Annotated in this window: 11 protein-coding genes; 7 read left to right on the forward strand and 4 right to left on the reverse strand. The window is 49.3% G+C overall.

Annotated elements, in window-relative coordinates:
- The first annotated feature begins 111 nt into the window (after nucleotides 1-111).
- The 7 genes from queF (at nucleotide 112) to BUB81_RS05260 (ending at nucleotide 7,819) form a co-directional block, all read left to right on the forward strand.
- A complete protein-coding gene (gene queF / locus BUB81_RS05230) occupies nucleotides 112-963 on the forward strand; it encodes an NADPH-dependent 7-cyano-7-deazaguanine reductase QueF (RefSeq protein ID WP_073319363.1) in 852 nt (283 codons plus the stop codon).
- A 37-nt stretch (nucleotides 964-1,000) separates the two neighbouring features.
- Entirely contained in the window at nucleotides 1,001-2,509 is a 1,509-nt protein-coding gene (locus tag BUB81_RS05235; RefSeq protein ID WP_073319366.1) for a sensor domain-containing diguanylate cyclase, read from the forward strand.
- A complete protein-coding gene (gene ppnN, locus BUB81_RS05240) occupies nucleotides 2,506-3,870 on the forward strand; it encodes a nucleotide 5'-monophosphate nucleosidase PpnN (RefSeq protein ID WP_073319369.1) in 1,365 nt (454 codons plus the stop codon). The genes BUB81_RS05235 and ppnN overlap by 4 nt, the downstream gene beginning before the upstream one ends.
- A 94-nt stretch (nucleotides 3,871-3,964) precedes the next feature.
- A complete protein-coding gene (locus BUB81_RS05245; protein WP_073319372.1) occupies nucleotides 3,965-4,339 on the forward strand; it encodes a DUF3192 domain-containing protein in 375 nt (124 codons plus the stop codon).
- 5 nt (nucleotides 4,340-4,344) lie between these two features.
- Nucleotides 4,345-6,009, forward strand: coding sequence for an HDOD domain-containing protein (locus BUB81_RS05250; RefSeq protein WP_073319375.1), 1,665 nt, complete (start codon nucleotides 4,345-4,347; stop codon nucleotides 6,007-6,009).
- A 258-nt stretch (nucleotides 6,010-6,267) separates the two neighbouring features.
- Complete coding sequence (locus tag BUB81_RS05255) at nucleotides 6,268-7,275, forward strand: isocitrate dehydrogenase (protein WP_073319378.1); 1,008 nt, start codon at nucleotides 6,268-6,270, stop codon at nucleotides 7,273-7,275.
- A gap of 229 nt (nucleotides 7,276-7,504) precedes the next feature.
- Nucleotides 7,505-7,819 carry a ComEA family DNA-binding protein gene (locus tag BUB81_RS05260; RefSeq protein WP_073319381.1) on the forward strand — a complete coding sequence of 105 codons (315 nt, stop codon included), beginning with the start codon at nucleotides 7,505-7,507 and terminating at the stop codon, nucleotides 7,817-7,819.
- 49 nt (nucleotides 7,820-7,868) lie between these two features.
- Here BUB81_RS05260 and secF read toward each other — a convergent pair whose 3' ends face one another.
- Genes secF through tgt form a run of 4 tightly spaced genes read right to left on the reverse strand, consistent with a single transcriptional unit; the run spans nucleotide 7,869 to nucleotide 12,188 of the window.
- Nucleotides 7,869-8,810, reverse strand: a complete 942-nt coding sequence (gene secF, locus BUB81_RS05265; RefSeq protein ID WP_073319384.1) for a protein translocase subunit SecF — start codon at nucleotides 8,808-8,810, stop codon at nucleotides 7,869-7,871.
- A 10-nt stretch (nucleotides 8,811-8,820) separates the two neighbouring features.
- Nucleotides 8,821-10,665: a protein translocase subunit SecD gene (gene secD / locus BUB81_RS05270; protein WP_073319387.1), complete on the reverse strand. Its 1,845-nt coding sequence runs from the start codon at nucleotides 10,663-10,665 to the stop codon at nucleotides 8,821-8,823.
- A gap of 51 nt (nucleotides 10,666-10,716) precedes the next feature.
- Complete coding sequence (gene yajC / locus BUB81_RS05275; RefSeq protein ID WP_073319390.1) at nucleotides 10,717-11,055, reverse strand: preprotein translocase subunit YajC; 339 nt, start codon at nucleotides 11,053-11,055, stop codon at nucleotides 10,717-10,719.
- A 20-nt stretch (nucleotides 11,056-11,075) separates the two neighbouring features.
- Nucleotides 11,076-12,188 carry a tRNA guanosine(34) transglycosylase Tgt gene (gene tgt, locus BUB81_RS05280; protein ID WP_073319392.1) on the reverse strand — a complete coding sequence of 371 codons (1,113 nt, stop codon included), beginning with the start codon at nucleotides 12,186-12,188 and terminating at the stop codon, nucleotides 11,076-11,078.
- Nucleotides 12,189-12,225: the final 37 nt, after the last annotated feature.

Genomic DNA, 12,225 nt, shown 5'->3' on the forward strand with positions numbered 1-12,225 from the left:
CAATAGTAATAAAATTATTCGGTAGTTGATATAGCCGTAACGTGCCGCCTGATGTCAGGGGGTGACGATCTCACTACCCTGTTTTCATCGATATGGAGCCAGATTGGTTGCATGACTGAACTATCAAAGCAAAAAAAAGAACTTTCTCTCCCTACTCACCTGACACTGGGACAAAGTGTCGATTACATTGAACAATACACGCCAGACTTGCTCCAAAGCGTGCCGCGCTCGCTGAGCCGCGACCAAATTGGGGTCACAGCGCCACTGCCATTTGAGGGCGTGGATATTTGGAATGGTTACGAGCTGTCCTGGTTAAATGCAAAAGGTAAGCCTCTGGTTGCTATTTTGCAATGTCGGGTACCCGTCACCTCTGCCAATCTGATCGAATCCAAGTCATTCAAGCTGTACCTTAACAGCTTCAATCAAACGAAATTCAACTCGCGTGAAGACGTATCAGCGTGTCTTGAGAAAGACTTGAGCGCCTGCGCTGACGCTCCCGTCGCCGTCACACTGTTTGGACCGGAACAATTCGATGATTTACCCGTAAAGAACCTGACTGGCACATGTATCGACGAGTTGGACATTGACGTTACACAATATTCTCCAGCCCCCTCGCTGCTTAACAGTGATACCTCTCAACACGCAGAAGAAACACTGGTGAGCCATCTGTTAAAATCCAACTGCTTGATCACCAGTCAACCCGACTGGGCAAGTATTCAAATCCGTTATCAGGGACCTAAAATCGACCATGAAGGGTTGCTGGCTTACCTAATCTCGTTTCGCCAGCACAATGAGTTTCATGAACAATGTATTGAGCGTATTTATTGTGATTTAATGGCTCGGTGTAAACCATTGAAATTAGCTGTCTATGCGCGCTACACGCGGCGTGGTGGATTAGATATCAATCCTCTGCGCAGCAACTATACTGTTGATATAGAAAACGATCGTCAGGCCCGGCAGTAACTTGCCCTGCCCTTGCTAATAACAGGACATAACATAAATGGACGCAAAGCAGTTGCAATCGCTCAAGAATAATAACGAGCAGCTAGCAGGTTTTATCGTCAGACTGACTAATTTTTATGAAGGCTTGTCGCCCGATATCGATGCCGAGTTAAGCAAACTTCGCAGTCATCTGAGCGGAAAAGTCGATTACACGCTGGCAACGGTCAGCATCAATAAAATTAACCAGTTGTTTATGCTGGAGCCGACTAATCTAAAAAACCTAACGCAACAATGGATCCGTCAGTTAGAGGCTGATACCAAAGATTTCCAGCGCTATATAATCGACACAACACTGACCCAGAAAGCATTAGGGGTGGCGAATGCGCTCTCCAAGCCCATTGCGTCTGTGGGTCAGGTGTTGCCTTTGTACGAAAAGCTTATTACCTGTTACAAAGGCGGACTGTCTGCCGACGCTGTGCCGTTAGAAAACACAGAACCAGAAGCAAATAATACAACGCTAAAACTCAAGCAGGATCTGATTGACGAGTTATCGCACCTGCTTCAGACCTATGCCCGGGTTAACCCGGACGACACCTATATTGCGTCTTTACGTGAGCGTATCAATCAGGAGCTGACTGAAGAAGACTTGCTGAGCAGTTGCCTGTTGTTAATACGCATCATGGTGCAGGAAACCGTGACTGAAGCGAGTACCGCCGGTAAAATCATCCACCGGCTCAACAATGCGTTGGGTAACATCAACAACGAAGTTACCGACAGCATAAGCAAGAGCGTGGAAAGCTTTGAAGCGCGCCAAACGCGTCAACAGTCACTAAGAAATGTACTGGAAGACATGGGCGACGCCCTGGAAGGCGAACAAAATGTCGATCAGCTAAAAGAGCAGGCACAACATTATCTCGGCCAGTTGAGTAATTCGTTGTCTCAAGGGGAAGAATCAGACAGAGAAGAACAGGAAGGCTTGATGACACTGCTGGTGTCGATGCAGCAACAGCTGTCTTCGCTACAAAAACAAACCGACTCCTATCGCAAAAAACTCGTTGAGCAGCGTGTGAACATGTACACCGACCCACTCACTAAAGTGCCAAACCGCATGGCCTATAACGAACGTGCTCATAAAGACTGGCAGAAATGTCAGCAGCAACAAAAACCGATGAGTATTGCCGTAATAGACGTTGATCACTTTAAACGGATCAACGACCAATACGGCCACGCGGCGGGCGATAAAACGCTGCAGGCGATAGCCAGATACCTAAAAAGTCGTCTTCACACTAATGAATTTCTAGCCCGTTGGGGAGGTGAAGAATTCATTTTGCTGATACCGGAGCTGAGCATCAACAACCTGACGAATAGACTGGATGAGTTGCGAATTGGGCTGGCCCAGCTACCCTTTAAGTTCAAGCAGGAAAGATTAACCGTTACGGTATCTATTGGTGGAACGGAGTGCCGCACAGGTGAAGAGCTCGATACTGCATTCGAGCGCGCAGACAAATGTTTGTACCAAGCAAAAGCCGGAGGCCGTAACCAGGTAGTTGTACAGGAATCCGCATGAAAAAAATTCAGTTGAACCCTGTTGGCTGGATGAGTCAGCTGTCTCAGGTTGAGGTCAGTAAACTCGAAGACACCACCAACAGTGAGTTGTACCGCATGTTTCGCAACTGCTGTCTGGCTGTACTTAACAGTGGCGTTGACGAAGATAACTACGAAGTTTTATTTTCCCCATATGACTCATTCGACATCCGACTTATCAAGCGCGAACGCGGCGTTAAACTCGAATTGATCAACCCTCCGGAAGTGGGTTTCGTGGATGACAGATTAGTTCGGGGTGTCCACGAGCATCTGTTTTCCGTTTTACGCGACATGCTCTACATGGGCAATAAGTACGCTTTCGTACATCAACAAGCCCCACTGGATAGCAGCGGCATCACCGATATGGTGTTCGATATGTTGCGCCACGCTAAGGTTATTGAGCCTAACAATGAACTCAACACCATCGTGTGTTGGGGCGGTCACTCGATTGGATTAACCGAATACAAATACACCAAGGAAGTAGGCTATCAGTTAGGGTTGCGGGAAATGAATATCTGCACCGGATGCGGGCCCGGCGCCATGAAAGGCCCCATGAAGGGCGCAGCCATTGGCCATGCCAAGCAACGCTATAAAGCCGGTAGATATATCGGAATCTCAGAGCCCAGTATTATTGCGGCTGAGCCGCCTAACGCCATTGTTAATGAACTGGTGATCATGCCAGACATTGAAAAGCGTCTGGAAGCATTTGTGCGTATCGCACACGGCATTGTGATTTTTCCGGGTGGTGTGGGAACCGCAGAAGAGTTGTTGTATTTATTGGGCATCTTGTCACACGAGCGAAATGCCCAGCAGCCTTATCCTCTGGTACTCACCGGTCCGGCCGGCAGTGAAAGCTACTTCGAAGCCATTCACGACTTTGTGGGAGCCACGCTGGGTAAAACAGCGCAGAGCAAGTACCAAATCATTATTGACGACCCGGCAGAAGTCGCGCGGGTATTGTGTCAGGGCAGTAAAAAAGTGGAACAATACCGCCTGGCCATGGGCGATGCATTTAGCTTCAACTGGTCTTTGAAGATCGAAGATGACTTTCAGCAGCCTTTTACGCCTACCCACAAAACCATGGCTGCACTTAATCTGCATCGCGAGCAGCCGCTGTCAGATCTCGCCAGCAACTTACGCAAAGCCTTCTCCGGCATAGTTGCAGGAAATGTGAAAGCCGAAGGGGTCAAACAAATTCGCGAACTTGGGCCGTTCAACCTGTCGGGCGAAGCCGATATCATGTCGCGTATTGATGCTCTGTTGAAGCAATTTGTTGCACAACAGCGCATGAAATTACCCGGTACCGAGTATCAGCCGTGCTATACCATAAACCGCGAGACATAATCGGTAACATTCAAGGTGCTGACAGCTACACAAAAAGTAGGGTAGACTAGCTGCTGAAATAGCGACTACCCATTCCCTAACAACGTATAAATAAATGAATAGTAAAGTTATTAAGCTTATTTTGTTTGGCGTGGCATCCTACGCGGTGCTGGCCTTTCTGCTAATTGCATTCTATCCGGACAAGCCGGAGAACATGGACTGGCAGGATCGCGAAGAGTACAACAAAGTACAGATTTCCAAACTCGAACTTGGCATTACTCGCGCAGAAGTACTCGCGCTGCTCGGCGCGCCGGATATCACCGAAGCCAAGATGCAGGGTAGCCGCGAAATTCAGGTCATGTTTTATCGCACCCAGCATGTACGCGCCGATGGCCTCACTACGCAGGATGAATGCACGCCACTGTTGTTCGAAAACGAAGCCTTGGTTGCCTGGGGTGAAGGGGCATATCAAACCTATCTGAGCAGCTAACTGGTTTGGATGCCTTTGCCAGCCAACTGGCTGAGATCACCGAACAAAGCCTGTCGCTTCCTGTTCTTCCGGCAAAACAATCCAGTCAAATTAACGCTTACCTGACTATAAGTGCCAACTGGTTATCATTAGCGGAAAACGCATTGCCGTTATTGACTGCTATCGCCTGCCTGCCCGCCTCCCTGCAACAGCCACAAAGCAAACTCTGGCGCAGGCATATTGCCCTCTATCTGTTATTGGGTATGCGCTCTCATGCGAACCATCACACTTTGCAGCAAGGTGTTGCGGCGCTACTGAGTTTTTATCAGTTAAAACAAGCGCAACAACCGCCTGCCGTAAGACAAAAGGTCGCCGCACAGTTGCGCAAGCTAGACCAGCACTACTGGGCTTTCAGACTGCTATCGACTGGCGCAGCCAGTCACGACTCCGACGATGTTTTCGCGCTTTCCTGGCAGTGGATAGCGTTACTGCATCGCTCCCCGGCTATGTGCGTAGCTGATACGCTGCATCACCTTTCATTGCGAACGGGTTGTTCACTGAATAGTTTATTAACCCCGTTTGTGACTTTCCCTGGTGTTTTACACGAAGGGTGTCGGGTGAAGTATCAGCAGTCGACTGCGTTACTGGTTGGCCAATTACCAGAACAAGTTCTCCTGTATCTGCCCCACAATGAGCAATTTGCCTGGGACGGACGCAACAGTATCACACCGGAAAACGGCAAAACTGTGTCATTAACCCAGTGGGTTCAAATCGTTGAGCGCTTAAACCATTACCAGACGGAAAATGACAATAACGAACAGGCACTTACCCTACCAGACTACCAGTGGGCTGTACCGACGAGTTATCCGGTAAGCCGCCCGCCGACGTCGTTGGAACAGCTGCTTCGCGCGTTATACGACCCTGATGTGGCAATTAAAAAGATTGTCGACCTGATTAGTACTGAACCGACGTTCAGTGCCTTCCTGACTCAGGCAGCCTCCCAGGACAATCGGATGCAGCTTCCTGTACAGGATCTCAAACAAAGTATCTTAACGTATGGTCTGGATAGGGTTGGCCATATGCTGGTTCAGCACGCGCTTTACCAGCGCTTGTCGCAACACCCGTTTCCATTGCAGCCCTGGTTTAGTCGCTTAACCCAGCTTGCCGCGCAAATTGCCAGTGAACTGGCTGCTGCGACTCCTTCACTGACACCACAAAGTGCCGGCCTGGTCGTCACCATTGCATTTTCTCCTTTGTTTACATTGCCCTACACCAAAGTGCAGATCACAATACCTCGCCAACCACGGCAATTATTTAATGTAGCTACCTTGCTGCACCCTCAACCCGAGAAATGGCTGGCCTCAGTGCGTCAGCATCAGCAATCACTGGTAACCGCGTGGCAGCAGCAAACCTTGCAAACGAAACTGATCGCGTGTTGTGGGAGGCTACCACTTGATGTACCTGCATCCCTGCGGCAGGCTCATTGCGTTGCAGGTCTTAGCATAATCTGGGCGAGGCAATGGTTGCTCGATCAACCTGTCTGCGAATCAACAAAACAATTTATACAACAGACCCGCCAGCTTTATCCGGACCTGTTTGGACTGGAATCCCTTATCCGAAGTCAGGTTTCTGCCCTGTTAGCTTGCCCTTTAAACGAATTTGCCAGCAATCGCCATTCAGCAAATAAATAGCGGCTACACAACCCCTACTAAAGGCATAATTCACTACTCATTTGAGGGCTGATCGTTTAGACTAGCGCCTGGCTGTGGAGGGTGTCGCCGCGTGCGAGACACAAAACAACATCACACGATAATGGCCCCTCTGGTGTAGCAAAACCGGTAGTATGAATGAGCGTCATCGGTTCAAATCTGTAATTACAGAAATTTACGCTACACTTACCCCAAAGCAAAATTACCTAACGAATCAGTACAAGTTATTAAGGATCTCTGATGACTCAACAACGTATTACTGTCATCCGCGGAGATGGTATTGGCCCGGATATCATTGATGCTGCTACGCAAATTCTGGACAAAGTGGGTTGTGACTTTGCCTACGATTATGCAGATGCCGGCCTGGTAGCACTGGAAAATCACGGTGAATTACTGCCTCAGGAAACACTGGACCTGATCGCGAAAAACAAAGTCACCCTGAAAGGCCCGCTAACAACCCCAGTAGGTGAAGGCTTTACATCAATTAACGTAAGCCTGCGCAAGCAATTCAAACTGTATGCAAACGTTCGTCCTGTGCTGTCCTTTAAAGGCACCAAGGCGCGCTACGAAGATATCGACATTATCACTGTGCGTGAAAACACGCAGGGTATGTACTCAGGCCTGGGTCAGGTTGTCTCTGAAGATGGCACTGAAGCAGAAGCACTGAGTAAAATTACCCGTGAAGGCGCTGAAAAAATCGTTACTTTTGCCTACGAATTGGCACGCCGTGAAGGTCGCAAACAAGTAACAGCGGTTCACAAAGCAAACATCCTGAAATCGACTTCTGGTCTGTTCCTGAAAGTCGCTCGTGAAATCGGTGAAAAGTACCCGGATATCGAGTCAAAGGAAATGATTGTAGACAACGCCTGTATGCAATTAGTGATGAACCCTCACCAGTTCGACGTCATTGTAACGACCAACTTGTTTGGTGACATCCTGTCTGATCTGTGTGCCGGTTTGGTTGGCGGCCTGGGTATGGCACCTGGCGCGAACATCGGCGGTGACTGTGCAATCTTTGAAGCCGTTCACGGCTCTGCACCTGATATCGCAGGCAAAAACCTGGCTAACCCAACCAGCGTTATCCTGGCTTCTGTACAGATGCTGGAGTACCTGGGCATGGCCGATAAAGCCGAGCGTATCCGCACTGCACTGAAAGACGTCATTGAGACTGGTGACCGTACTACCCGTGACTTGGGTGGCCAGCACGGCACCACAGAGTTTACCCAAGCGGTACTTGACCGCCTGTAAACGGCATCTACACCCTGTTCTAAAGCAAGCCAACTGGCTTGCTTTTTTTATGCCTGTCATTCCTCACGTAGCTAAGTTCAGTGTAAAAACTGGCCTTTTTCAGTACTGCCCCACTTCCAACTCAAGCGTTAAGGTGTATGTACCCAGCCAATGATGAGTTTGTTGTTATCTGACTTACTCGCGCTATGGCCAGGTACACCTATCCCATGATTGAAAAGGAACACAAACAATGAATACTCGTATACTGACTTTCCTGGCGCTTTTACTGACATCGGTTTGCGGCGCCAGCTCCGCATGTGCTGAGGCACTCACTACTATGGACAGCGTTGAACATGTTGCCAGCAAACACACGCTGGTTAACCTGAACGCCGCGAATGTTGAACAACTGATGGCGTTACCGGGTATCGGTAAAAGTAAAGCCCAGGCTATTGTAGCTTACCGTGAGGAACAGGGTCCGTTTAGCTCAGTGGATGACCTGGTAAACGTTAAAGGTATCGGTAAAAAGCTACTGGCAAAACTTGCTGCGTCGGTTGAAGTTCGATAACCAATAAAAAAGCCGCCCCGAGGGCGGCTTTACGCTATAACTTTAGCTGCTATGGCATAGCATCCAAATCTTCACCTTCCTTCTCAACCTGTGGTGGCATCAGATCTTCTTTACTGATACCCAGGGCAAGGGCAACTGAACTCGCGATATAGATAGACGAGTAAGTACCTACTACCACACCAAACAGCAATGCAGTTGCAAAACCGTGGATTAACGCCCCACCCACGAAGAACAGTGCCAACAGCACCAGTACCGTGGTTAATGAGGTTATGATGGTACGGTTTAAGGTTTGCGTTAAAGAGATATTGATGATCTCAACCGGCTCACCCTTACGGATTTTGCGGAAGTTTTCGCGGATACGGTCAGACACAACGATGGTATCGTTAAGCGAGTAACCGATAACCGCCAGTACTGCCGCCAGTACCGTTAAGTCGAATTCCAGTTGCAGCACGGAGAACAAACCCAACGTTAAGATCACGTCGTGAACCAACGCAGACACTGAGCCCAGCGCGAAGCGCCATTCAAAGCGCGCCGCAACGTAAATCAGGATACAGATTAACGCAACCAACATGGCAAGGCCGCCCTGCTCGGTAAGTTCTTCACCTACGTTGGGGCCAACAAACTCAATACGGCGTTTTTCAACACCGGCATTAGCTGCACGCAAAATTTCGATAACCTGATCGCCAATGGTCGCCGCTTTAACGCCTTCCCGCGGTGCAATACGAATAAGCACGTCGGTACTGCTACCGAAGTTCTGCACTATCGCATCCGGGAAGTTGTTTTCAGCTAGCTGCAGACGAATCGCTTCCAAATCGGCGGCGTCTTCGTAACCCACTTCAATCAGGGTACCGCCCGTAAAGTCCAGGCCCCAGTTCAGGCTGTTTACGCCCAGAGACACTAACGAGCCCAGAATTAGCACGGTTGACAGCACCATCGCTGGCAAACGCAGCTTCATGAAGTTGATGGTTTCTTTTAACTTTAATAATTGCATGATCGTGCTCCTATATCGCCAGCTTACTTACACGGCGGCCGCCCCACACAGCATTAACGATAACGCGTGTTACCAGAATCGCTGTAAACATGGAGGTTGCAATACCGATCATCAGAGTAATTGAGAACCCTTTAATTGGGCCGGTTCCCACTGCGAACAGAATAAGACCCGCAATAAAGGTGGTGATATTGGCATCTAAAATAGTCGAGAACGCACTGTCGTAGCCATGGTGAATGGCTTGCTGAGGGCTTCTGCCGTCGCGAAGCTCTTCACGAATACGTTCGAATATCAGCACGTTGGCGTCAACGGCCATACCGACGGTAAGTACGATACCGGCCATACCTGGCAAGGTTAGGGTTGCACCCGGGATCATCGACATAATGCCCACAATCATCACCAAGTTCACCGCCAACGCGATATTGGCGACAATACCAAACGCTTTGTAGTAAATCAGCATGAACACCATCACCAGCGCCAGGCCCCATATAATGGCTTGCATACCTAAATCAATGTTTTCCTGACCCAGGCTCGGGCCTACGGTGCGTTCTTCCACAATCTGGATAGGTGCAATCAGCGCACCTGCGCGAAGCAGCAAGCTCAGGTCGCGGGCTTCTTTAGGTGAATCCAGACCTGTGATCCGGAAACTGCTGCCAAACTGAGAGCGAATGGTCGCCACGTTGATCACTTCTTCGTGACGCTCAAAAATCAGTTTACCATTGGCGTCGCGATCACCTGTGGCTTTGTATTCAATGAACACAGTTGCCATCGGTTCGCCGATGTTTTCGCGGCTGCCGCGAGACATCTTGTTGCCGCCTTCCGAGTCCAGAGAGATGCTAACCTGAGGTAAACCATATTCATCGACACCGCTATTCGCGTCGATAATGTGGTTACCTTTCACGATCACGCGCTTCTTCAGCAACACCGGACGACCATCTTTGTCGTTCAGTAACTGAGAACCCGGCGGTACTCTGCCCTGCTGAGCATCGCGTACGTCGTTATCCTGATCAACCATACGGAATTCAAGCGTAGCAGTCGCGTTAAGGATTTCTTTCGCACGCGCGGTGTCCTGAATACCCGGTAACTGAACAACAATACGTTCTGCACCTTGTTTCTGCACTACCGGTTCAGCAACACCTAACTGATTAACCCGGTTGCGAATAATGGTGATGTTTTGCTTCACCGCGTAGTCACGAATTTCAGCCAGTTTGGTTTCGGCAAACTGAGCACGTAATACCAGACCGTCTAACTCCTGGTAAGTCAGATCGCGGTTGCGGTTTTCGAGGAAAAATTCCGCTTTATCTAATGTTTCTTCGTCGCGGAACTGAATATCGATATGACCATCACGCACATTGACTGCACGGTAACGGAGTTTTTCTTCGCGCAACGCAGTACGAAAATCGCTTTCTGCGTCTTCCAGCGCTTTCGCAATGGCTTCGTTCATATCCACTTCCATCAGGAAGTGAACACCGCCACGCAAATCCAGGCCCAGCTTCATCGGCTCACCACCGAGGTTTTCCAGCCACTCTGGTGTATCTGCCGCCAGGTTCATAGCAACCACATAGTCATCGCCTAGTTCACGGTCCAGTAAGTCGCGCGCGCGCAACTGGCTGTCAGAATCATTCAAACGAATCAGAATTTGCTCGTTTTCAAACTCGATGGACTTTTTGGCAATATCATTGGCTGCCAGAATATCTGACACTCTGGATTCGAGGGCTTCGGTCACCGTAGAGTTGCGTGATGCTGAAATTTGTACAGCGTTATCTTCGCCGTAAATATTGGGCAGTGCATACAAACTACACATCGCCACCAGCACCAGGACCACCAGGACCTTAAAAATAGAATTTTGATTTAACACGGACATTCCCTTAACCGGGCACCTATGTCCAAGGTACCCGGTGAGCGGTTATTAAATAGACTTCATTGTGCCTTTAGGCAACACAGCGCTAACCGCTGTTTTTTGCACAACAATATTCGTTGCGTCGTTTAATGCAATCTCAATAAAGTCTTTTTCGTCAGACACTTTGGTTACACGTCCAACTAACCCGCCCTGGGTAAGCACTTCGTCACCTTTACCCAGTGAAGACACCAGTGCTTTGTGCTCTTTTACGCGTTTTGCCTGCGGACGGTACAGCAGGAAGTAGAAAATCAGGCCGAATACACCCAGCATGATCAACATTTCAAGACCACCGCCCTGAGCGCTTCCACCGGCTGATTGTGCGTAGGCGTTTGAAATAAATAAACTCATAATGTTCCCCGTTTAAATTGTTATAAAGCCGGTACCGGCATGTTTTTTTGTGCGTAGAATTCTTCTACAAATGCATCCAGCGCATCATTGGCGATGGCGTCGCGTAACCCTTGCATTACACGCTGATAATACCGCAGATTGTGAATGGTATTCAGGCGTGCACCGAGGATCTCATTACACTTATCGAGATGATGTAAATATGACCGCGAATAGTTTTTGCAAGTGTAACAATCACAATTTTCATCCAATGGACCGGTATCGTGCTTGTGTTTCGCGTTGCGGATTTTTATCACACCTTCCGTGACAAACAAATGACCATTTCGCGCATTGCGGGTTGGCATCACGCAATCGAACATATCAATTCCACGACGAACCGCTTCTACAATGTCTTCCGGCTTACCCACGCCCATCAGGTAACGCGGTTTATTTTCCGGAATTTTTGGTGCAGTGTGATTGATAATGCGGATCATGTCGTCTTTGGGCTCGCCCACAGACAAACCGCCAATGGCGTAGCCGTCAAAGCCAATGTCTTCCAGACCAGCCAGAGATACGTCACGTAAATCTTCGTACATTCCGCCCTGGATAATACCGAAAAGCGCTGAAGGATTGTCGCCGTGGGCGTCTTTACTGCGTTTTGCCCAACGAAGCGATAGCTCCATTGAAATACGCGCTTCCTGTTCGGTGGCCGGATATGGCGTACATTCGTCAAAGATCATAACGATGTCGGAACCCAGATCGCGCTGTACTTCCATGGACTTTTCCGGCGTCAGTAAAATCTTCTCGCCGTTGATGGGTGAGCGGAAGGTTACGCCTTCTTCAGTGATCTTACGCAGATCACCCAGACTAAACACCTGGAAACCACCGGAATCGGTAAGAATAGGCTTGTCCCAGTGCATAAAGTCATGCAGGTCGCCATGCTGTTTGATGATACCGGTGCCCGGGCGCAGCATTAGGTGAAAGGTATTACCCAAACAAATGTGTGCACCGCTGTCTTCCAGCTCTTCCGGGGTCATCCCCTTTACCGTACCGTAAGTCCCCACGGGCATAAACGCCGGAGTTTCCACAACGCCGCGCTCGAAAACGAGACGGCCGCGTCGGGCCTTACCATCGGTATGTAGTAATTCAAATTGCATTGTGTTGATTATCCTGTCTGAACCAGCCGCCCGCCAC

The sequence above is a fragment of the Marisediminitalea aggregata genome (assembly GCF_900129565.1).
GTDB classification, from domain to species: Bacteria; Pseudomonadota; Gammaproteobacteria; order Enterobacterales; family Alteromonadaceae; genus Alteromonas; species Alteromonas aggregata.